The following is a 22,457-nucleotide window of genomic DNA, read 5'->3' as shown; positions in this document are numbered from 1 at the left end:
TTCTTTTTTTTGCAAGTTAGTTTGACTTTCTTTGACTTTTTGTTTGGAATTGTTTATTATGTGGGTAATACGGTAACAGTTTAAGTATAAACACCAATAACATTTACATTCCAAGGAGGTTTTTCACGTGAGTTTTATTCCAATGGTCGTTGAACAGAGCAACCGGGGTGAGCGCGCCTACGACATCTACTCCAGATTGCTGAAGGATCGTATTATTTTCCTTGGTAGCGATGTTAATGACGTAGTGGCTAATGCCATTATGGCACAGATGTTGTTCCTGGCTGCGGAAGATCCGGAGAAAGACATTCACTTATACATCAACAGCCCAGGCGGATCGATTACAGCCGGTATGGCGATTTACGATACAATGCAGTTCATCAAACCGGATGTATCTACCATCTGTGTAGGTATGGCGGCTTCCATGGGTGCATTCTTGCTGAATGCCGGTGCAAAAGGTAAACGTTTTGCATTACCAAACAGTGAAATTATGATTCACCAACCACTTGGTGGTGCACAAGGTCAAGCTTCCGACATCGAAATCCGTGCTCGCCGCATCCTGAAAATGCGTGATACCTTGAACCGCATCATCTCTGAGCGTTCAGGTCAACCGCTGGAGCGGATTGAGAAAGATACAGATCGTGACTACTTCATGAGTGCTGCTGAAGCCGCCGATTACGGTATCATTGATAAAGTTATCGAAAACGTAGGTTCCCAAGGCATTTAAGTGTTATGTAGACCCCGGTCTACGAGTTAACATATCAACACCTAACGTCAGCAACACCCCATTGTGTTGTCTATACGGGATTAAGCCCTCATCATGATTATGATGAGGGCTTATTTTTTCATTTTATAAGAAAGATAACTTAAGAGTGCATAATAATGATTTCTTTATTTGGTTCCAGATACATTACTGAAAGGTTCAGTTCCTTTAGGGAGAATTTCTTTATACGTAAATGGCATTTCAGGGAATCCCTCTGCGTACGCCGTATACTCATACAACTGGAAGAACACGACCACACCCGTTGGTGTCACATAGAAATCCTGATCTTTATTCAATCCTTTATAACCTTCCAGGTATCCACCACGAGCTTTCAGCTGTTCGCCGACTTTTTTACCCAACGTCTCACGCATGGTTTTGTTGTTTTGCAGCACATCATCTAACGTAAGCTCCTTGCCTGTGTCCAGTGCAAAGGTGTGGCCCGTACGGGTTGTCATACCATGAGCGCCAGCATAATCTTCGTATCGTTGTGTAATGAGTCCCAGCACGCCTTTTTCGTTGTACGTCACTACATAAGAGCTCTCAAATGCATATGGACGGTTGGCTGTAGCACCGCCGAATTCAGATGTCTGTTTCTTGAAGTCAGCTACATAAGCATCCACTTCGTCTTTCAGCACTTTGTTGATTGCCGCTTCAGCTTCTTTGCTGGCAAGTCCACTCACTTGCGGATATTGAACATCGACTTCAGCATTTTTTACAGTGACATTGACTGTTGCCGCTTTAATTTTAACGTTATTTTGTTTCACCTTGCTGAGTGTCAACGTTTTGGTTTTGCCATCCCAATTCCCCTGTACACCCAGATAATCTCTCATTGCTGAGAATGGAATATATAATCGACCCTGAATCAATTTTGCTTCCACCTGAGGGTAATAACCGTTAATGTACACGTTTGGTTGTCCATCCATCAGGCTAACGGTCATCGCATTGTTGGCTGCTGTTACCGTATATGACTTGGTTTTCGCATCATATTTCAGCGTTCCACCCGCTACATCTTTTACTGCCGTAAGAGAGACCCATGTCGATCCACCTTGAAGAAGCCCTTTTTGAGTCAGTGTTTTTCCACCCGATTTCAGAGTTACCTCAGCCGGGGTTGTCACTTTAGAGGATACCGATGCTGCCTGAACCGAACTGTCCTGCCATACCGAACCACTACCTACAATAATTCCTGCTGCAAGCAACGCACTTGTCCATTTTTTCCATGATGTCATATATAAAACTCCTCTCTGAATTCACAATTAGGGATCATTGCGTATGTAATCCTGACCTGATCGCATATCTCATACGCTCACCTCTCTATTATAATTAACCCAATTTCGGAAAGGTTTACAGCTCGAGTTACAATGTTGATGAATATCAGGCGGAAAATATAATGGGTTATGACCTTTTTGTCACGAACAACTATACAAAAAAGATACCAATATACAGCATTTCATGTTGCTTCAAAAAGGTATCCCCCTATCTAACTTCATCAAAGTTTGCTTTTCCAACAAAAAAAGACTCTGTCCACAGGACAAAGTCTTTGTCATTATTTCGTTGTACCCTTCAAATGACACTTGAAAAGGTTACTTGAGCTTACAGTCCTTAATTCGATCTTTTATTTCATTTCATACGTGATATTCAGGATTGTACTTACTTTAACCTGGCCTGTTTCAATCTCCGTACCACCTGCTGTATCTTGTGCTTTGGACATCAACGCCTCGCTTGCATAGAATACAGGCACACTGGCATCACCTTGGCTCACGGAAAGAACAGCACCCAGTTGACGTTTAACTGCTTTTGCAATGGCGCCAGCTTTCACATCTGCATTGGCAACAGCTTTCTCAATCACTTGGGATTCATAACTTTCCGGATTTTCTACAGTAAAGCGTACGTTCTCAATATTGTTGGCACCCGCCCCTGAAGCAGCATCGAGCAGCTCGCCAATCTTGTCCATCTGACGATACGTGACTGTCAGTGTATGATGCGCTGTGTATCCTTTGATTTGTTGTCCGTCTTTTTCGCTATACGTATAGTTGGGTTGTACAGAGAACTGACTGGTTTGAATGTCGTCTGCACTGATCTTCCACGTATTCTTCAGCAGGTTGGATACCTTTTGAACTTTGGCAGCATTCGCTTTTTGAGCAGATGCAGCTGTCTCTGCAGTACTGTTCACACCAATGGACAGATAAGCAATATCAGGCTTCACCTGAATCTCACCTTTACCCACGACGTTAATCACATTCTGTTGTACCCCTTGAACCTCTGCAGCATAAGCATAGTTCCCTGGCGCAACCCATGCGGTTCCTCCTACAAGCAACGTACTTGCCACCAGCACTGCACCAAACGGTTTCATCCATTGTTTACCCATCACGATAGCCTCCTTATGTGTTAACATCTCAAACTTTATTCGATTTGATACCTTAACAGACGGGACAAATTCCATAATGTTGCACTTGACGATAGCATAAACGTGAAAAACGCAAAAAAGCCCCTTTCGGGACTTCTTCATTGGATTGATCATATCTTATTGGTTTTCGAGCTCTTCCTTGCTTACCAGACTAACTAAAGCGTTTACAGCCTGTTCGGCATCCGCGCCTTCTGCACTAATCTGGATTTCCGTACCTGTGCTAATTGCAAGGCTCATGATCCCCATGATACTTTTTGCATTAACTTTTTTGTCGTCCTTCTCGACGAACACTTCAGACGAGTACTTATTCGCTTCTTGAACGAACAGTGCCGCAGGTCTGGCATGGAGACCCGTTTTCAAACGGACAACTACCGGGTGCTTTGTCATGGAAACTTACCCCCTATTATGAAATCTGGACATTAAATACACAATTATATTTAAACAACATTATACCATTAACCCGTGCAGGACACTAGAAGAAAAAACTCAGGGTTCTTTGGAGGACATTATCTTGCCCTAATTTCATCTTTTGCACAGCGCATCCAATGACCTAAGTGAGTCTCCCAGATCCTTAACGGCTGACTTTCCTGACCTTTCTGTTCAGCAGAAACAGCCGACCTTGTTACTTTACCCTACTCCGTCTTAACCATAACGTTCTGTGCGTACTTTCTCAGCCAGTTCATCAATTTTACGAAGCCGATGGTTCACTCCCGACTTGCTGACTGTACCTTTAAGGAGCTCGCCAACTTCCTTCAAGTTGATATCCGGATGAGCGAGTCGAACCTCCGCCACTTCGCGAAGTTTCTCAGGCAAAGATTCCAGACCAACTTCCTTTTGTAACAACCGGATATTATCGATTTGTCTTACGGCCGCTCCAATCGTTTTGTTCAGGTTGGCGGTCTCACAATTGACAATCCGGTTAACGGAGTTACGCATGTCTCGCATAATTCGTACATCTTCAAACTTGAACAAGGCCTGATGAGCACCAATGATGCTGAGCAGCTCAATGATTTTCTCGCCTTCCTTAATGTATAGGATGAATCCTTTTTTCCGTTCTATACACCGGGCATTCAGATGAAATTCATTGGCCAGGTCAACCAGTGCCTGACAGTGCTCTTCATACATAGACGCAATCTCCAGATGGTACGAGGAACCTTCCGGATTATTAACCGATCCACCGGCCAGAAATGCACCGCGAAGATAGGCCCGTTTACAACAGTTTTGCTGAAACAATTCCGTACTGATCCCTAGGGTAAAGAGAAAGCCCTCAGATACAATATGAAGATTATTGAGAATCTCCTGTACCATGGTTGGAATACGAACAATATATACATTGTTCTTTTTCAGCCGCATTTTTTTGCGGACCAGTAATTCCGTATGCACTTGAAAATGCTTTTTAAGCAGAGAGTATGCCCGTCTTGCAATCGCGGCATTCTCCGTCGAAATATCCAAGATCACTTTTTTATTCGATAACTGCACTGCACCAAGCATACGGATGAGGGCTGAAAGTTCCGCCTTTTCGCAGCACGGTTCGCTCTCGATCATGGTTAACTCTTTTTTGGTCTGTGCTGCAAACGACATGGGACTTCACCTCTTCCGTAACATCCAATTTTGTACCAGTTGGTAGATGTGATGACTTAACTTGTCGGCATCATGTCGCAGATAGGTTTTGAACAGAACAAGGGTATCCGCAACCACCTGATAGCCGGCACTTTCGAGTACATTCATATCCAGTACAACCGGTTTTGCTCCTTTTTCCGCATACTTATTTTGCACTTGCAGCGGAATATCACCATTATTTACGATAACATAGTCGAAGAGCTGATGACCTATATGCTCGTGTACCGCCTTAAGGTGGTCACTTACCGTATAGTTATCTGTTTCTCCCGGCTGTGTCATCACATTACAGATAAACATCTTCACCGCATCAGCCTCTACCACAGCTTCTGCAAGCTTAGGTACGAGCAGATTGGGAAGGATGCTTGTATAGAGGCTGCCTGGCCCGATCAGAATGGCATCAGCTTGACGAATGGCCTCTACTGCCTCTGGCAACGGCTCCACGTGATCCGGTTCAAGGAAAACTCGTCTAATGCGTCCACCCGCCTCAGGGATTTTGGACTCACCTGTAATAATTGTCCCATCTTCCATCTCCGCATGCAACACAACGGCCTGCCCGGCTGCTGGCAATACCTCACCTCGAACGGCAAACACGCGGCTAAGCTCCCGCACTGCGGTCACAAAGTCGCCTGAAATATCCGTCATTGCAGCCAAAATCAAATTCCCCAAGCTGTGGCCTGCAAGCCCCGCGCCTGTATTGAAACGGTACTTCAACATATCTGAAAGCAATGGTTCTACATCAGCCAGTGCCGTAAGCACGTTGCGAATGTCGCCCGGAGGCGGCATCTGTAGCTCATTGCGCAGGATGCCTGAACTTCCACCGTCATCTGCAACCGTGACGATGGCCGTGATATCCAGCGGCTTCTCTTTCAAACCGCGCAGCATCACGGATAATCCGGTTCCGCCGCCCATTACAACTATTCTCGGACGTTCTCTTCGTGGTCCGGCCTCTTTCATCCCTTCACCCTCTTCAATGACGGTCCCGGTCAGCGTCGCGATGGCTTACGGTGACAGCTTCTGTCTCGCTGCTTCCCAACATCTTGCCCAAATATTCCGATATTGCTACCGAACGATGCTTGCCTCCGGTACAGCCGATTCCAATAATAACCTGGCTTTTGCCTTCCTTCCGGTATTGCGGAATCAGGAAATGCAGCATATCCAGCAGCTTGGTCAGAAACGCCTGTGTCTCTGGCCACTTCATAACATATTCGTACACATCACTATTCTGTCCCGTATTCGGTCGCAAATGATCAATATAATGCGGATTCGGTAAAAAACGTACATCAAACACCAGATCAGCATCAATCGGAATGCCATACTTGAATCCAAACGACGTAATATTCACCGACAGCATTTGGCTTTCCAGATGAGAAAAGCGGGATATGATGCGTTCTTTCAGTTGAGCAGGCTTCATCGTACTTGTATTCAGTACCTGAGTCGCAGAGTTTTTGAGTTCCTCCAACATCTTGCGTTCCAGTCGGATGCCGTCCAGCGGCATGCCCTCAGGAGCCAGTGGATGTCTGCGCCTGCTTTCTTTGTAACGCTGAACAAGTACAGAATCTGTAGCATCCAGGAATAAAATCTCGCAATGAATGGTAAAATGATCTTTAATATAGTTCAAAGACTCGGACAGAGCCGTAAAGAATTCACGCCCGCGCAGATCGATAACCAATGCGACCTTACCAATCTTGCCGTTTGACTGTTCAATTAGTTCCGCAAATTTTGGAATCAATACCGGCGGCAGATTATCCACACAGAAGAAACCCAGATCCTCCAGGCTTTGTACTGCAATGGTTTTACCTGCCCCCGACATGCCCGTAATGATAATGAGCGTGGCGCCTGTGCCTGGTGATCCTTCACCTTCAAGCATAAATGTCCCCTCCTTATCATATTGCTGTCTTCATATATTGTTACGAGGGTACTAGGAACGCAAGAGAAGACCTGCTGCACCCACAATACCTGCATTATTACCAAGTGTAGCTTCCAGAATCTGAACCCCATCTTGCAACGGTTCTGGCGTCAGCTTAGCAAACACAGTACGGATTTCATCAAACAAGAAATTGCCCGCTTTGGATACGCCGCCACCGATGATGAACATCTCCGGGTTAATGACGGCTGCTACAGTAGCCATGGACTTGCCCAGGTAAAAGGCCGCACGATTCACAATGCGCTGTGCCACTTCATCGCCTGCCTTCGCAGCATCAAATACTTCTTTGGCTGCAATCTTGTCGACGAGTGCCAGTGACGTATGATCACCACGTTCTACTGCATCCTTCGCCATACGTATAATTCCTGTTGCAGAAGATACTGTTTCTACACATCCCATTTTACCACAACCGCACTTTATGGCTTCCAGATCAGGTACAACACTGATATGACCCAGCTCTCCCGCCATACCGGAGAAACCCTGATAAATGTTACCATTCAAGATCAAGCCACCACCAACACCCGTACCAAGTGTATAACATACGCAGTTGTCTACGCCTTTGCCGGCTCCTGCCCATACTTCACCCAGTGCAGCCACGTTTGCATCGTTATCTATTTTTATTGGCTTGCCCAGACGTTCTTCCAGAATCGAACGAATGGCTACATTCCGAAATCCGATGTTAGGGGCATGAACGATAATTCCCTCGCGTACATTCGTGAAACCGGCCACTCCAGCGCCTACACCCTCAAGCTGTTCCCAATTGTAAGGTGATTCGGCTACGATATGTCGGACATACTTCTCGATGTTGGCGATGACCGTGTCTACGCCCTTATCCACTTCAGTCGGTCCTTCATACGTATGCATTAGCTGACCTTGTTCATCGCATATACCGACCTTAATTGCTGTTCCGCCGAGATCGACCCCAACGTAGATTTTCTCAGACATGCTGCAAGCCACCTTTATCTATCTAAAATAGTTTAAGTCCTACGTACCAACTATAATTGAAGGATACGCCTGGGTCAAGACGATAAGACCTCGGATACATCATGCTTTGCCAGGGTTGTGAACCACATCACATAGCATTTTTGAATACGTATACAATCTTATTACCTTCATTAATAAACGCATGCTTTATTCCTTCCTCCATAACAGAGGAAGCCTCAACTCATGATATTACATCTTCACTCGTTCCATTCATAAAAGATGGACTTCGCCCCCTCATATAGGGTGACTCGTCTTATGCACCCTGCCACCTGTCATTTTCATGCAGAAAGTTATCGAATGACGGTATTGCCAACAGAAAAGTGCCTTCTACATATAGAAGGCACTTTTACTTTTATGAAAATTCTGAAGTTGTAGAATTGGGGTTAAACTCAGTTGATTTTTCTGCGTTATAACTTCGTTTCCACACGTACCGGCTCTTCTGTCTTCTCCATCTTGTTCACATCCAGAATATCGAGCAGGAAGACAAAGATCGGAATACCAATGATCAGTCCCCAGATCCCCAGGAAGTGTTGCGACAGAATTAGTACGATAAAGGTGTAGAACATTGGCAATTTGGTCTTGTGTGCCATCAGTTTTGGATTCAGGAAGTACGTCTCCAAAGCATGAATAACAATAATCATGATGATTACAATTATGCTTAATTTCAGTCCACCCATCTGATACCCGATCAGACAGAGCGGTACAAGTGAGATGATAACTCCCGCAACGGGAACCAGACTGAGCATGAACACCAGAATGGTCAGAGCGAACAAATACGGGAAACCCAGAATCCATAAGCCCAGTATCGTCAGCACTGTATTAAACACCGCAATAAGAAGCTGAGCCTCAATAACTTTACCAAAAGAAGACACGAACTTGTCTCCCAGATAAGCTACTTCATTGTAGAACCATCCAATTTTACTTGTTTTGAACTTGGACGTGAACTTGGATATCTCCTGCTTCTGCAACAAGAAGAACAGACTCAGAATGATAACGAGCAGAATAAACTCCAGCCATTTGCTCAAAGCGAAAATATATTTCAATGCATCATTGGTGTAATTTTTGATATCAAAGGATTGAAGATAACCCGCAATTTTGGATGCAAAATTATCACCGTCTGCACTATCCAGAAATTTCATAATCTCGTTCGTCAACTGAACGACCTGATCCACGATCCGTGGTGAATATCTGGAAATGCCAAGCACAATGACTGCGATCACAATCATATAGAGCAGGATGACCACAACTTTATAATTGATCGGAAACAATCGATTCAGACCACCTGTAATGAAATGCTGTAACCTGTTCATGACATATGTCACCAGGAACAACAGCAGAATCATGTGCAGCATACTCCCCATACTGAACAAAATTAAACAGAACAAGAGCAAGATCAAAAACCGTCTCACTGTCGCATTCTGTAACCAATCTTTTATCATTTCCCCCAAAATCTTCACCTCACAGCTAATATGCCCTATATGTATACGAACTCATGCCCACTGTAGTTTCAAAAAAAGAGAAGCCTTCCGGCTTCTCTCATTTCATGAGACTTCCCGTTGTCTCTTTTTCCTAACATATGCCTAACCTCAAGCATGTAATGCTTATTTATCCAACGTTTCGCTCCAATCATGAACAATGCTTCCTTCAAGGAACTTCTCACAATCCATCGCAGCCATACATCCTGATCCTGCAGCCGTAATAGCTTGACGATACTTCGTATCCTGAACATCACCACAGGCGAATACACCCGGAATATTCGTCTCCGTTGTTCCCGGTTTAACGACAACATAGCCATGTTCGTCCAGTGCGATCGCATTACCCAGGAATCCGGTATTCGGTGTGTGACCAATGGCAACGAATACGCCATCTGCTTCAAGCAGCTCTTCCTGCCCCGTCTCGTTGTTGCGCACCTTCAGTCCTTTGACACCCAAAGCTTCTGGTACGACCTCTAGTGGAGTACGGTTCAGTGCCCACTTCACCTTTTCATTGCTGCGAGCCCGATCCTGCATAATTTTGGATGCACGCAATTCATCCCGGCGGTGAACCAATGTCACGTCTGTTGCAAAACGAGTCAGGAAACTCGCTTCCTCCATCGCGGAGTCTCCGCCGCCCACGACCACAATTTTTTTGCCTCGGAAGAAGAAGCCGTCACATGTCGCGCATGTACTTACACCACGTCCCACATTTTCCTGCTCACCCGGAATACCGAGATAACGAGCGGAAGCACCTGTGGAGATAATGATCGATTCAGCTTCCAGTTCACCAATTCCTCCAACTTTGACCTTGAAGGGCGGTTTGCTGAAATCAACCTCTTCTACCCAACCGTTTTTGAATTCTGCTCCAAAACGTTCAGCTTGCTTACGCATGTTGTCCATCAGTTCCGGCCCCATGATACCTTGCGGGAAACCGGGGAAATTCTCAACTTCCGTTGTCGTCGTCAATTGACCACCCGGCTGAAGACCTTCGATAACCAGTGGTTTCAGATTAGCACGAGCCAGATATATCGCTGCTGTCAGACCCGCAGGTCCCGTTCCGATCACAATCGTTCTGTATTTAGACATATAGATACAGCCTCCTTAATTAAGGTGAGAATGTGTTGTACTAGCGATGAACTTGCCAAGATGATATCCTACAGGCGTTACGAGGCCCATTCGTTAAGTTTACCCGTTTTCCCGGTTGTTGTATCCTTCACCTGATGATGTCTTTCTGAAAACGAGTTGAAGCGAACTTTCTATACAAGTGGTGGCTTGCTGTTACAAACCGAATGAATCTGTTTAGCATACTTGCTAACCGTTGATGCCGATATCCCATACCGCTCAGCAATGCTTTGATAGGTAACGGGCCGACTGTGATTCTTCGCTGCCAAATATTCAAGTCCTGCAGCCCAACCCTCAATCTGCTTCGTACCTGGAACCTCCGGATGTACCCGGGATACATAATCCGTCCAGAGCCGTTCCATCTCTTGCTGCAACTCAGCCTTTGCTTCAGACATCTGTAACGCACGATCAACAACAGCCTGCCAATGGGAGGTTGAACCAGTGTCCAATTGCTCCGAAGTGGATGGAACCTTCCCAATAGACTTCAAGGCTACAGGAGAAAAAGGACGAACGACCTGAGAATTCCGATCCTCATGTTCAGCCGATTTCAATCCGTTCAGCACACCTTGTGCTGCCTCAAGCAAATCTGGTTCTTCTCGTGGCTCTTCAATGAAAGATTGAAGTGCCTGCTGTACCTCATAATCGCCGATCATTCCAAGCGCATGAATAACCTGCAGCTTCGTTGCCCGATCACCATGACGCAAAGCCCAGAAGAACGATGAACGAATCAGTGGATCATTCTTCATTTCTTCAGGTATGCCGCTACCATAGTTCTCCCACTGTCTGAACTGCTCATCAAATGGCAGATGATAGTGATAACTCAGCTTCTCAGGCTCTTGCTCGCCTTGCCGTACAGCCTCAAGACCTGACAGATAGTATCGAGATACTTCCGAACCCGGATCAAGCTTGGACACATGATGCCATAAACGCTCAGCGGCGTCATAACGCTCTGTATTATAAGCTGCTACTGCTGCATAGTGAGCAAGTGCCGGATCACCAGCCGTCTCTTCATCCTTGAGCAAACGCCGGAAATGAACATAGGCCGTATCGTGCTGACCCAGAATTCCCATCGTTGTAGCCAGTTTGTAGACTTGTTCGTGCTGGAATGGCACGATGACACGCAATTTTTTGATCAAAAGCAGAACTTGATCAGCCCTGTTCTCATTTTGATGGAAAATGGCCAAATTACAGAGTGCATGCAGATTACCTGGTTCCTGTTCAAGCACTTCAGCAATGGTCTCTTTTGCTTTGGGAAACAGCCCCATATAATAATAGGCGAGTGCCAGATTGTTACGGGCAGCCAAGTAATCAGGATAATCAGAAGACATGCCTTCGAGCAATTCAGCAGCCTGGGCAAATTTTCCTTCTTCCAGCAGTTCCCGTGCCTGATCGTGCTCCACTACACCTTTGCGTGATTTGATTCGGTTCAGTTTGGTCGGACGATCCAGCTCATAGTACAGAAGCTCCATCATCTCTTCGGCTTCCATCATGAACTGACCTTGGGTGTCCTCCTCCAGATAGGTAACAAGTGCTTGCTCGGCTTCCTCAAACCGATCCATATTTGCATAATTGTTCGCCATATAGAAATAACATTCCGTCATCGACGGATCTACCACTTCCAGCACGTTAGCCAGAATGGCATTGGAGGCTTCGTAATCCCCCTTCTCCGATAATATACCCGCCATATTACAATGATTTACCGGATTTTCCGGTTCGTATTCAACAGCTTTGCGAAAATATTTTAATGCCTTGTCGACATGATTTCGGTCCAGCGAGCGGACAGCTCTTTCAAAGAAGAAAGAAGCATCCAAGTGAATCGGTATAATATTGGCAAGGTGTCCCTCAGCCCGCACTAGCTTGCCCTTCATCTTCCAAGGCACCTCCTCTTTGCATTTCATTCATACTCTTCAGTATACCACATCTTAAGGCCCACTTCTCAATATGTAGTTTCATGTCGTTTATGAAAAAAATGCAAAAGAAGATGATATTCCATTTTGCGGAAACCTATCACCTTGGAGCGTTGTTTATTCAGTTGTTTATTCAAAGGAAACCCATCTTTTCCTAGAGACTCCTGCACTCGCTTGCCAAGGATCTATTTGCAGTATTACATTAGTCCCTTCTTATCACTTACGGAACGTCTAACTGGATTCGGTCCGGTTATAATAATACGAGTGTAGTTTATGGTATTATTATACTTATTTTCCTTTTTAGTGGTTTATCTCCATTAAAAATCAAACAACGTATATTAGCTCTGACCGTCAGCCTCTTTTTCGCGTATGTAATTAAAAATAAAGACACATCATTATTATTTTAAGGAGATGTTATATTGACGATCTCGAAGATAAAACCAATTGTATTCATCTTAATCTGCTTGTTTGCTTTGAATGGATGTTCAAAAGATATAGAAAACATAGAAAATAAGTTCACATTAGAGGATGTACTGAGAGCGCTCGAGTCTCAAGAACTGGATTTAGTGTCCTTTGGTATAACCGGGTATCCTTTGAAATTAAATGATGTTGTACCTGAGGTGTATTCCGTTGAAGTACCCGTGGAAGATGAACCCTATAGCCCTGAGTTTATACATTTTTATATTTTCAATTCTGAAAAGGATCGCATCAACGAGACAAAAGAATTCAATAGACATATGGAAAGCGCCCAATTCACAACATTCCCTTTTCTATATGAGAAAGGAAATGTTCTTGTCGTTTACTGGAGCAAAACCAAAGATGATCCTCTGTTCACTAAACCAATCGAAACTGCGTTAGAGCAACTGGAATGATAATAGTTCATATATTATTGGACTGATCTGGACAGTGGGAATATCATTTTAGAACGTTAATTGCAGTCATTCGTAAAAAAAGAAGACCGATTCCATAGGCTCGGTCTTCTAACTGTTATGGCTTTAAAGATCCAACAGATTTAAAGCTTTAACCCCATCGAAGGAGAAAGTGAAATTTGAATGGTTTTATCAAACGGCGTCATGAAATTGACCAGCACAACCTTACACTTGTCCGGCAGTTTTGCCTCACGTACCGTTGCCGCCAGATGTCCCATCTCGCCCCCGGTGATCTCCAGCCAGTCTTCTCCGCAGGTATAGCGTAACGAGCCGCCTTTCCACAAATAGTGACCCTCACTCGTTTCAATCGCGTCCTCACAGGTCAGTTCACCTTCGCTTCCGAATATAAAGGATAGCTGCATCATAATGTCCTCCGGTTCCTGTCCAGATAGATGCATGCTCCATCCGTTTTCCGTTGGCTGTAATTCTGCTCCTACACGGAAGGTCTGCTCATGAGTAAGCTGACGACTCTGATGAGGTAGCAAATACCATGGACTTATATCTGATGCAGCCGATTCTGGCAGCATGTTTGCAGGGATTGGGCCGTAGTAACCTTTTTTCTGCTCACCAGTTAGTCGATACCCTTCGGACAACCTCGTCATTTGCTGCATAGGTACATACCCTGGATTAAAGTAAGATGCCAGTTGCACAGCCAGCAGGCGCACCTTGCCATGACGAAGAGCGAAGAAAGAAGGAACTTCTGTCATCACAGTCACACTTGTAGCACCATCCCGAATTCGGGCTACCGGAGCACCAAAATCCGTATGCATCCGACTGTGAGAGATCCGTCCGTGATGCCCTACTGAGTCCATCTGCTCCAGATATTGCTCGCGTACAAAGTGTTCATTCAGCATCAACTCGTAATTTTCCGGGAGCGAATTCTTCGTACCACTGGTTTGTTGAAGATCAGGTTCCAGCAACAATCTAACGAGAGCGTTGACCGAGCATACGCCCGGGTCCGTTAATGTACTATCTGCCCATATTGCCATGCCCGCAAAAATGGAGTCACCATCTATCTTCGCCAAGATCGCATACGGTAGATAATACGACGACAAGTCGTGAATGCTTCCCAAATCCTGCCGACCAGAATAATCTGTCACAATCTCACCCGAGGGATGCACCAGATACACCATCATACGAAGATTTAGACGCACCGGCTCTAGCAACTCTGGACGCTTGAGCAGACGTGCCGCATGAATAAGCATAATGTCGCTTACCGCATTATAGATTCCGTTGCTTCGTTCGGTCCACTCCCCATCGGGTGTAATATCCATGCCTTCTGCCAGCCAATGCTCTGCGCGCTGCACAGCTTCCTCCACACCAAAAATTTCATGCAAGAAACCGAGCGCCGCGCATAACACCCAGCGATGATTAGGCGTATGACAACCTCCTGTGAGCATGGTTGGGATTGTCCGTTCCAGAAATAGCTTCATATTGTTCAATACAGGTTGTAATGGCTCCCATTGTTGCTGCAGAAGAAGCTGATACAGCTGTGAGTACCCCACAACAACAAATGCAGTATCGGGAGGGGAGTGGTAATTAGTCCAGCCTGGCGATATTGAACCGTCTTCATGCTGGAAGCGGAGTACAAATTCCGTAGCTAATAGCAGTCGATTTAACAACGATTCATCCCGGTAATAGATAGAGTCCGGATTGGAGAGCGCAGCTCCCCAGTAACACATATCCGTGGGCGTTCCAGTCGTATGGTTGACCCAGGCAACACCTGTGAAGGGATCAATTGTCCCTCCATAGTAACGGCTTTCCGGGTCAAGCATCTGCCGGGATATGCCTCTTTCTACCGCTCTGTCATTACTGTCCACCAGTTGTTTGTACATGTGCAGTCCCCTCCATACCAATGCATTCTCCCGATGTGCGGAGTATGTTGCTTCAGCGCCTTCAATTCAGACCGGAAGCTTACTCATACCGCCCGTAGGTGAGTTCATTTTTCTCGTCAGTATATATCATATTTCTACAAAAGTCGCTAGAAAATCGGTGCTTGTTTTACTACATACTTATGGGTCTCCATCACTGAGGAAACAGTCGTTAAACACATACTGTGAATATGCAAACTGTTTCCCACATCACCGCGCCTACTCTGTCACTTCAAGCTTCTTCATAAGCAAGTCATGACTCTCATGGATCTCTTCTGCCTTACAGGCAGACTTCAACTCATATACCTTCACCTGTGCGCGGCGAATCATCGGCAGATAGGCATCATAGAAGTTCATATCCTTACTGTGTACATACGGGCACCAGTGGTCAGAGAGACCAAGTGTCTCATGGATATGGACCCCTACGATATCATCCATCAGGCCTTGCATTTCTCCCACACTGTCATAAAGGCCCATTCGGTCCATCATGATGGCATGACCTGTATCGTACCAGATACCAACCGGAGCTCCTTTGAGAGCTGTGATGATAGTCTTGGCTTCGGCAAGGGTAGGAATCTGTTGTGGTCTCGATCTTGTCTCGATGCCAAAACGAACATCCAGACCTTTAGCTGCCGCCCGATTGCATACCTCATCCAGACTGGCGATAATTTTCTCCACATACCCTGAACTGAGGGCTTCCCGCCGCTCCATCAATTCAGCCCATTTGCTGCGATACTTCGGTGAATCCGGACCTTCCTCGTTATAGATCTTTCCAAGGTCTTTGCTGATATCTTGAGGAAAAGGCACCTCTCCGGGGTGCACAACAACAGCTTCTCCCCCATAACGCTGGGCATATTCAGCCGACTCTACCAATAATTCGATCGCCCGTTTGCGTTTCACCTCATCTTCGAAGCCGAGCAGGATGGAATCCGTTCCATAATCGGGATCAGGGTCATGAGGGAATGTATTGTGCACACTGGACACCCCAATCTCCCCGCGCTCGATCATCGGCTCAATCGTTTTGAGCATTTCTTTCGTTACATTGTAATTTAGCTCCACCCGACGAAAACCTAGATCCGCAATCTCCCGAATCATAGCTTCCCCGACATCATGTTTTCGGATATTCCAGCATGTGGAGAATGAGTATTCTCCCTTATCTCTTCCCTGCATATTACGCTCCTTCTCCTCCCCAATTGTGATGTTTAGCGTGTATAGGGACTACGAAATTACCCTTTAACCGCTCCCAGCATCGCACCGCTGACGAAGTACTTTTGCAACCATGGATATACTAGTAGGATAGGTACCGTTGCGAACACGACCGTTGCAGCCTTAAGACTCTCTGGAGTTAATCTTGTTCGGCTTGCACCTTCAAGCAATGTAAGCTCACTTATCATGTTGTTCTGTACCATTTGATAGAGCTTCAGTTGCAATGGATATAACTTCGGATCAGTGATGTACATCAGGGAATCCTGGAAGCCATTCCAGCGTCCAACCGCATAGAACAGAGAGAGTGTAGCAATTACTGGCATAGATAGCGGCAAAATGATTTTAAAGAGCGTATGCACATGCGAACTTCCATCAATCTCAGCGGATTCTTCCAGACTTTCTGGAATGCCACGGAAAAAGGAGATCAGGATAATCAAGTTAAACGGACTCACTAATCCTGGTAGAATCAAAGCCCAAACGGAATTCAGCAAATGTAGGTCACGAATCAGCAAATATTCGGGAATAATCCCTCCGCTGAAGAACATGGTGATGATGATGACGTACATAAACATTTTACGACCTTTTAATTTTTTCTTCGTGAGCGGGTACGCTGCAGCAATGGTAAACAACATGCACAGCGCTGTCGTAGCTATCGTAAGAACCGTGGTGAAGCCTAGTGAATAGATCATGGAATGATCCGAAAATACTTGCCCATATGCATCCCAGTTAAATTCCTTGGGGAAGATGGTTACTTCACCTGATGTAATGGCCCGGTTTGAACTTAACGATATCGCAATCGTGTGCAGAAACGGAGCAAGACAGAATATAACAAACAAGGTGATAAAGGAGACATTGACAATATCAAAAATCCGGTTCGAGGTGCGGTCACTCATCTGCGCACAACTCCTTTACTGATGGTCTATACGTTCAACAAACCAAATGTAACAAATTTTATTATTTTCCTAAAATTATAGTATTCCTTCACCAGTTGTTTTCTTCGAGATATAGTTTGAGCCGAGTACAAAGATCAATCCGACAACAGCCTGGAATAAGCCGACAACCGTTGCAAGTGTATACTGTCCAGACTGTATACCCATTCTGTATACAAAGGTACTGAGTACATCGGAATATTCACGAACAGCCGTATTACCAATAACATAAGGCCGGTCAAAACCGATGCTGACCATATTTCCGAGATTAAGGATAAGCAAGGTTACAATGGTTGGTTTAATACTTGGCAGTGTAATATGCCAGATTCTCTTCAGCCGCGTTGCACCATCAATTTCAGCTGCCTCGAACAATTCCTTGTTAACGCCGGTTAATGCAGCCAGATATAGAATGGTTCCCCACCCAGCACTTTGCCACACACCTGTGAACAGGTAAGTAACAAGCCAAGGGTTTTTCTCTGTCAAAAACGGAATTGAATTTAGGCCCATACTTTCCAGAATACCGTTAACCATACCGGATTGATTACCAAACAATTGGTATACAATTCCCCCGATGATAACCCAGGAGATAAAGTGAGGAATGTACAAAATGGTCTGTGAAATTTTCTTAAACCATTTAAACCTTACCTCATAGAGCATAATGGCCAGAATGATTGGAGCAGGGAATGAAACGATCAGATCAAGAAAATTCAGCATAAATGTGTTACGTAGCGTAGTGTAGAAGTCCGGCATTGCAAATACCTCACGAAAAGCATCGAAGCCGATCCATTCACTACCGTTAATACCTTGAAACAGGTTAAAATCTTTAAAAGCGATCTGCACACCGTACATTGGTCCGTACCGGAAAATGATAAAATAAATAAGGGGCAGTGAAATTAACGCATACAGTTGCCAGTATCTCTTCAAGTATGTGGTCATGTCTCTCTCTCCTCCTCACAAACGAAGAAACGCTATGCCGCCGCCCGAGAGGCGGCACAGGCTTCATCGAAACACTTCAATTTACACACATTTTGTTCAAACTTATTGTTCAGCAGCTTCCAATTCTTTTTTCAGCTCTGTTCCACCCAAGGACATGTAGTCAGCCATTTCTTTTTCATATACAGCATCGAATTCTTCAGGTTTTGCCATCGCTGTTTTTACGATAATAACGTCCAATTTGTCTGTCAGTGCTGTGCTATACTTCATCTCTGTCTGAATTGGCTTGCTGAAAACAATTGGCCCAACCGTATCTGTGTTTGCAACTTCAAGTGCTTTTTTCAAAATTTCCTGATTCGCTGGAGGGAATCCCATGATCCAAGCTTTTTCATTTTGTGCTTGATCACCAAGGTTTTTACCGTTCGAAATAATCGCGGTATCTCCTGCATTGAACAGACGATCTTTTGCTTCTTGAGTAGCGTCTGCTTTAGCAACCGGAATGCCGTCTACCAGATCATAGTTCTCGCCTTCCACGCCATCATAAATGGCAGTGAGGTTTTTATCGGAAGCCATCCAATCCAGATATTTAATTGCTTCTGCGGCACGTTCGCTGCTCTTCGGAATCATGATGTACATACCGTTCGAACCATAACGGGACTTGATATGTTTTCCATCAGCATTCGCATTGGTGTATGCATCGAGCGGAGCCAAGTTGCTGTCTGGTTTGTTTGTTTTCAACAGATCATAAGATCCATCTGGCCAGAAAATAGAGTCCACATCTTCAGAGAAGAAACCAGTATTTCCATTTGCAACGTCTTTGTTTAACTGGGTTTTATCCTTATCCAAGCTGAAATCCTTACTGATCAATCCTTCGTTGTATAGCTTGTTCAAGAACTGCATAGATTCTTTGAATCCTTCATGCAAAGGCAGTTCATAGCGTTGAGCATAAGTCTTATCACCAGCGATCGGCTTAATGAAAGAATAGATGAGTGGTTCATAGGAAGCTGGTGCAAGCGCAAAACCCATAGGAATGTTTTGACTTCCCACATTGCCAGGATCTTTTTCTTTAAAAGCTTTCAATGTGTTATACAACTCATCTGTTGTTTGAGGTGCTGGCATTCCCAGCTTATCTAACCAATCTTGACGAATGAAGGAGCTGTACCGCGCTGTAATCGCACGTTTACCCGGTATAGCAAACTGCTGTCCCTCCACTTGACCAAACTTTAATGTATCTTCACCCAAAAACTTTTTCAGATTCGGTCCATACTGATTAACCAGATCACCTACATCTGTCAACCCGCCTTGTTGTGCATAGCGGTAAAACACGCTGGAGTCATAAACGAAGACAATATCCGGAACGTCCGAAGCACTAGCCATCAGGACATTCAGCTTGGTTACTTCCTCAGAACGTTGAACAGGTACGAACTGTACGTCAATGTTGTTCGGATCACCAAAGTTCTTTTGAATCATTTGAGAGATAAAGTTATTTGAGATCGTGTACTGAGAAGGTGTTTTACCACGGTCGAAAAGCTCCACCTTTAATGTGACGCGTTTTCCATCACCGGATGCTCCGCCTTCTGCTGATTTGTTATCTGCAGATGAGCACCCCGCAAGTAGTGAGACGCCCATTACTGCTGTAAGCGCCAAACCCATCAACTTCTTTAGACTCCCTTTTCTTGTCATTCCGTTCATCCCCTTTGGCTTTGCGTGAATGTTTTTGAAGCTTGCTCTGAGTATTCCACATCTCTCGCCTTTCTTACAATAAACTAGTTTCGTAAGCGTTTACATACGGATTATGGTTTATACATCATGATTATTTTCGCAGACTGACTATTTTCTAAACCCTTGCTGCTAAAGGCTTTAGTGCTAGTTTGCCCCCTCTGACACCAGAAAACTCTGCTCATATTCGGATAAACCATTTTCACATACTGCTTATATTCGTAAATAGAAAAGAGTGGGAATATCCTTGTATTCTCGCACACAAGCAGTTACTTCCCTTTTAGTTTATAACTGAATAATACAAAACAGGGTGAATTCAAGACTGTCCGCTCTCTCAGTGAAGAGCGACTGCCTAAAACTCACCCTGTATTTCCTTAAGCCATGAACATCTATATTTTTGTCATTCTTCAAGATCAAGGTGTTCACGTTTCAAACGACGATAATCCCCTGGTGTAATACCCATCACCCGTTTAAACACACGGCCTAAAGTAATTCCGTTCGCGTATCCTACTTTCAAAGCAATGTCCTGCAAGGAATGATCCGTTTTTAACAGAAGCTGTTCGGCCTCCTTCATGCGAAGCTCTGTAACAAAATCAACAAACTTCATGTTGAATTCGGTCTTAAACAAATAACTCGCATGTTTGCCCGTAATCTGAAATCGATCACTCAGATGTTTCAATGAAAGATCTGGATTAGCAAACTGTTCTTCAATATAGGCTTTCATTTCGTTAACCATTGCTTTGTAACTCTTGGTTTCAGTGACCGCCACATAGGTTCTGAACAGATCCGTCAGATTATCAAACAGAAGGCCTTTGATATCCTCAAGTGTCTCTGCCTCTTCCATCAACTTGAGCCACTTGTTAATATTCTCTTCTGACAGCTCTTCTTGCAGCTTCTCTGACATCATTGCGACTTCTCTACTGAGCATCTGTAACATCGCCTGGATGAGAGAGCGAATCTCGTCATCTGGCAGCTTATTTCGCTCAAATGCTGTGAAAATCTCTTCCAATTGATCACGCCACTGAACACTCGACATGCGGAAACGTTTAACAAAGTCGGCAATCATCTGCAGGTACGTGTAGGTATCCAGCAAAGGATGCTGATGCTCTCCGCACTCGGCTTGCCCCACATCACCATTCATCAAGAGCTTGCGTTGCATTACCGTCTCGGCTGCTGCATAGGAATCCCGAATCGATTCTATGCCCTCAGCAATAGGCCCAATGCCAAAGCTAAGGGAAATACGCAGATTCTGTTCCACCCAAGATTGACATTCCTCTACCACAATGCGAATCTGCCCTGACATATCTGAGCTGTTACTGTCACGATTTTCTTTGGACAAAAAAAGTATCGCTATTCGATCCGCGCTGATCCATTCCGCCCAGCACTGTACTCCCGTATTACGTGATAGTTCCTGCAAAACGTTCATCAAAGCAAACTTCAGCGTATTTTGTTCACCTCTCGTGTACCGTTCCTGAAACCCTTTTTCATACTTGTTGATTTCTCCAACAACAACGGCAAAACGCGAAGAGTCATGCACTTCATCAAAAGGAGAAAACTCCTTTAATTGCTCTGAAACTTGATCCATATGTTCCCCAAGCAGCAAAGCATTAAACAGCCTGCTACGTTGTAAAAGTGCGTTCTCTCTGCTCTTCTTATCATAGTCCATCATATGATTGATCAGATTCTCAAGAACACCATCAATCATCTTCATCTCATCGGTCCGAGTTCCTGAGTTTTCCAACACACGGATTTGATGAGCTTCAATCCGGTTCATGATAATCTGAATAGGCTTATAGTTACGACGAGTTATATAGACAATATAAATGACGGCACAGAGAACAGTCAGAATTCCAATTATAATCCACACGTAGGAAACAACCGAAACCCAGCCAAACAAGTTGCCCGCCTTAATTCCACTGGACAGGGTCCAGCCCAATCTGTCTAGCGGTAAATGGTTTAGCTCCTTTCCATTCACTGCGCCTTCATAATCGGAATGGGCATTATACACAATCTTGCCCTCACGATCCGTAATCGTCAGAAAGGAAAGTTGCCCATTAACCATACTATCCACACTTTGCTCAATACTGCTCATCTTGATATTAATGACCAGAGTACCCTCGGAGCCAAAAGGTAAAGGCATGCCCTTATTCACTGTCAGTACCCGGACAGGTTGCTGAAAGTCCACCTCGATTTCCCGGACTGGTTGCCAGCCCGACCCGATTGGCCCGTTAACAATCCGATCAATCCACATCTTATCCGAGAAGCTGTCCGATTCTCTGGAGCCACTTACCGTCAAAACTCTGTCATTTCTTTTGTCGTAGATATAGATGGATTGAATCCATGAAGAAGAACTGGACAGTTCGCGCAAATTCTGTGCAATTGAATAGACCGTGTCCGAGCTGGTCTGGACGGTGTTATTAAAATAAAGCTTGTAAGCTTGTGTGTTCTGTACTGTTTCGGTCACAGATAGCTCAATATCCCGGATCGTACGATCCAGTGTAGACTCCAAGTAACTGGAGGAGATTCGATCTGCCTTTCTGGTCTCTTCCCTAGAGACGTCATTTATAAAAACAAATGCGATAAAAATAAGTATTGTCATGGTAAAAAAGAAAATAGGGAAATACGAGAACAATAACCGGTAGTACCAATTACGAGACAATAGACCCCGCTCCTC

Annotated in this window: 18 protein-coding genes; 2 read left to right on the top strand and 16 right to left on the bottom strand. The window is 44.8% G+C overall.

Going from position 1 to position 22,457, the window contains the following annotated elements; all coding sequences use genetic code 11:
• Positions 1–127 precede the first annotated feature (127 nt).
• Positions 128–724 (top strand): ATP-dependent Clp endopeptidase proteolytic subunit ClpP, encoded by a 597-nt coding sequence (gene clpP / locus ACETMN_RS00900; protein ID WP_017691245.1) that lies wholly within the window; start codon positions 128–130, stop codon positions 722–724.
• A gap of 164 nt (positions 725–888) precedes the next feature.
• Here clpP and ACETMN_RS00895 read toward each other — a convergent pair whose 3' ends face one another.
• From ACETMN_RS00895 to ACETMN_RS00850, 10 genes are all read right to left on the bottom strand, one after another.
• Positions 889–1,986, bottom strand: coding sequence for a stalk domain-containing protein (locus ACETMN_RS00895; RefSeq protein WP_091012028.1), 1,098 nt, complete (start codon positions 1,984–1,986; stop codon positions 889–891).
• A 386-nt stretch (positions 1,987–2,372) separates the two neighbouring features.
• On the bottom strand, positions 2,373–3,125 hold the full coding sequence (locus tag ACETMN_RS00890) for an SIMPL domain-containing protein (RefSeq protein WP_411735630.1): 753 nt from the start codon (positions 3,123–3,125) through the stop codon (positions 2,373–2,375).
• Between the two features lie 156 nt (positions 3,126–3,281).
• A complete protein-coding gene (locus ACETMN_RS00885; RefSeq protein ID WP_017691248.1) occupies positions 3,282–3,551 on the bottom strand; it encodes an HPr family phosphocarrier protein in 270 nt (89 codons plus the stop codon).
• Positions 3,552–3,806: 255 nt separating this feature from the next.
• Positions 3,807–4,745 carry a DNA-binding protein WhiA gene (whiA, locus tag ACETMN_RS00880; protein WP_411735629.1) on the bottom strand — a complete coding sequence of 313 codons (939 nt, stop codon included), beginning with the start codon at positions 4,743–4,745 and terminating at the stop codon, positions 3,807–3,809.
• Between the two features lie 6 nt (positions 4,746–4,751).
• Positions 4,752–5,738: a gluconeogenesis factor YvcK family protein gene (locus tag ACETMN_RS00875; RefSeq protein ID WP_411735628.1), complete on the bottom strand. Its 987-nt coding sequence runs from the start codon at positions 5,736–5,738 to the stop codon at positions 4,752–4,754.
• Positions 5,739–5,751: 13 nt separating this feature from the next.
• Positions 5,752–6,651, bottom strand: a complete 900-nt coding sequence (rapZ, locus tag ACETMN_RS00870) for an RNase adapter RapZ (RefSeq protein WP_017691251.1) — start codon at positions 6,649–6,651, stop codon at positions 5,752–5,754.
• A gap of 51 nt (positions 6,652–6,702) precedes the next feature.
• A complete protein-coding gene (locus tag ACETMN_RS00865) occupies positions 6,703–7,653 on the bottom strand; it encodes an ROK family glucokinase (RefSeq protein ID WP_105602296.1) in 951 nt (316 codons plus the stop codon).
• Between the two features lie 446 nt (positions 7,654–8,099).
• Complete coding sequence (locus ACETMN_RS00860; RefSeq protein ID WP_036616412.1) at positions 8,100–9,131, bottom strand: AI-2E family transporter; 1,032 nt, start codon at positions 9,129–9,131, stop codon at positions 8,100–8,102.
• A gap of 162 nt (positions 9,132–9,293) precedes the next feature.
• Complete coding sequence (gene trxB / locus ACETMN_RS00855) at positions 9,294–10,253, bottom strand: thioredoxin-disulfide reductase (protein WP_036674745.1); 960 nt, start codon at positions 10,251–10,253, stop codon at positions 9,294–9,296.
• A 170-nt stretch (positions 10,254–10,423) separates the two neighbouring features.
• Positions 10,424–12,157 (bottom strand): tetratricopeptide repeat protein, encoded by a 1,734-nt coding sequence (locus tag ACETMN_RS00850; RefSeq protein ID WP_411735627.1) that lies wholly within the window; start codon positions 12,155–12,157, stop codon positions 10,424–10,426.
• A 458-nt stretch (positions 12,158–12,615) separates the two neighbouring features.
• On the opposite strand from ACETMN_RS00850, the gene ACETMN_RS00845 reads away from it, so the two are divergent.
• Positions 12,616–13,068, top strand: coding sequence for a hypothetical protein (locus ACETMN_RS00845; RefSeq protein WP_091012021.1), 453 nt, complete (start codon positions 12,616–12,618; stop codon positions 13,066–13,068).
• A 140-nt stretch (positions 13,069–13,208) separates the two neighbouring features.
• Here the strand turns inward: ACETMN_RS00845 and ACETMN_RS00840 are convergent, their stop codons facing one another.
• The 6 genes from ACETMN_RS00840 to ACETMN_RS00815 form a co-directional block, all read right to left on the bottom strand.
• Positions 13,209–14,960, bottom strand: a complete 1,752-nt coding sequence (locus ACETMN_RS00840) for a hypothetical protein (protein ID WP_091012020.1) — start codon at positions 14,958–14,960, stop codon at positions 13,209–13,211.
• A gap of 255 nt (positions 14,961–15,215) precedes the next feature.
• Entirely contained in the window at positions 15,216–16,166 is a 951-nt protein-coding gene (locus tag ACETMN_RS00835) for a sugar phosphate isomerase/epimerase family protein (protein WP_091012018.1), read from the bottom strand.
• A gap of 56 nt (positions 16,167–16,222) precedes the next feature.
• Positions 16,223–17,095, bottom strand: a complete 873-nt coding sequence (locus ACETMN_RS00830; RefSeq protein WP_091012017.1) for a carbohydrate ABC transporter permease — start codon at positions 17,093–17,095, stop codon at positions 16,223–16,225.
• 75 nt (positions 17,096–17,170) lie between these two features.
• On the bottom strand, positions 17,171–18,067 hold the full coding sequence (locus ACETMN_RS00825) for an ABC transporter permease (RefSeq protein ID WP_074092961.1): 897 nt from the start codon (positions 18,065–18,067) through the stop codon (positions 17,171–17,173).
• A gap of 102 nt (positions 18,068–18,169) precedes the next feature.
• Complete coding sequence (locus ACETMN_RS00820; protein WP_373419792.1) at positions 18,170–19,756, bottom strand: extracellular solute-binding protein; 1,587 nt, start codon at positions 19,754–19,756, stop codon at positions 18,170–18,172.
• Positions 19,757–20,183: 427 nt separating this feature from the next.
• Positions 20,184–22,442 carry a helix-turn-helix domain-containing protein gene (locus ACETMN_RS00815; RefSeq protein WP_341072232.1) on the bottom strand — a complete coding sequence of 753 codons (2,259 nt, stop codon included), beginning with the start codon at positions 22,440–22,442 and terminating at the stop codon, positions 20,184–20,186.
• Positions 22,443–22,457: the final 15 nt, after the last annotated feature.

It is taken from the genome of Paenibacillus sp. M2, from assembly GCF_046713495.1.
Classification (GTDB): domain Bacteria; phylum Bacillota; class Bacilli; order Paenibacillales; family Paenibacillaceae; genus Paenibacillus; species Paenibacillus amylolyticus_B.
Note: the sequence above shows the minus strand (reverse complement) of the source record. Positions and strands in the feature narration are given on the sequence as shown.

Coding starts and splice junctions, on each gene's coding strand:
- whiA (WP_411735629.1), bottom strand. CDS start 4,745: ATGTCGTTTGCAGCACAGACCAAAAAAGAGTTAACCATGATCGAGAGC.
- ACETMN_RS00840 (WP_091012020.1), bottom strand. CDS start 14,960: ATGTACAAACAACTGGTGGACAGTAATGACAGAGCGGTAGAAAGAGGC.
- ACETMN_RS00830 (WP_091012017.1), bottom strand. CDS start 17,095: ATGAGTGACCGCACCTCGAACCGGATTTTTGATATTGTCAATGTCTCC.
- ACETMN_RS00865 (WP_105602296.1), bottom strand. CDS start 7,653: ATGTCTGAGAAAATCTACGTTGGGGTCGATCTCGGCGGAACAGCAATT.
- ACETMN_RS00850 (WP_411735627.1), bottom strand. CDS start 12,157: ATGAAGGGCAAGCTAGTGCGGGCTGAGGGACACCTTGCCAATATTATA.
- rapZ (WP_017691251.1), bottom strand. CDS start 6,651: ATGCTTGAAGGTGAAGGATCACCAGGCACAGGCGCCACGCTCATTATC.
- ACETMN_RS00885 (WP_017691248.1), bottom strand. CDS start 3,551: ATGACAAAGCACCCGGTAGTTGTCCGTTTGAAAACGGGTCTCCATGCC.
- trxB (WP_036674745.1), bottom strand. CDS start 10,253: ATGTCTAAATACAGAACGATTGTGATCGGAACGGGACCTGCGGGTCTG.
- ACETMN_RS00895 (WP_091012028.1), bottom strand. CDS start 1,986: ATGACATCATGGAAAAAATGGACAAGTGCGTTGCTTGCAGCAGGAATT.
- ACETMN_RS00835 (WP_091012018.1), bottom strand. CDS start 16,166: ATGCAGGGAAGAGATAAGGGAGAATACTCATTCTCCACATGCTGGAAT.
- ACETMN_RS00820 (WP_373419792.1), bottom strand. CDS start 19,756: ATGAACGGAATGACAAGAAAAGGGAGTCTAAAGAAGTTGATGGGTTTG.
- ACETMN_RS00825 (WP_074092961.1), bottom strand. CDS start 18,067: ATGACCACATACTTGAAGAGATACTGGCAACTGTATGCGTTAATTTCA.
- ACETMN_RS00860 (WP_036616412.1), bottom strand. CDS start 9,131: ATGATAAAAGATTGGTTACAGAATGCGACAGTGAGACGGTTTTTGATC.
- ACETMN_RS00890 (WP_411735630.1), bottom strand. CDS start 3,125: ATGGGTAAACAATGGATGAAACCGTTTGGTGCAGTGCTGGTGGCAAGT.
- ACETMN_RS00875 (WP_411735628.1), bottom strand. CDS start 5,738: ATGAAAGAGGCCGGACCACGAAGAGAACGTCCGAGAATAGTTGTAATG.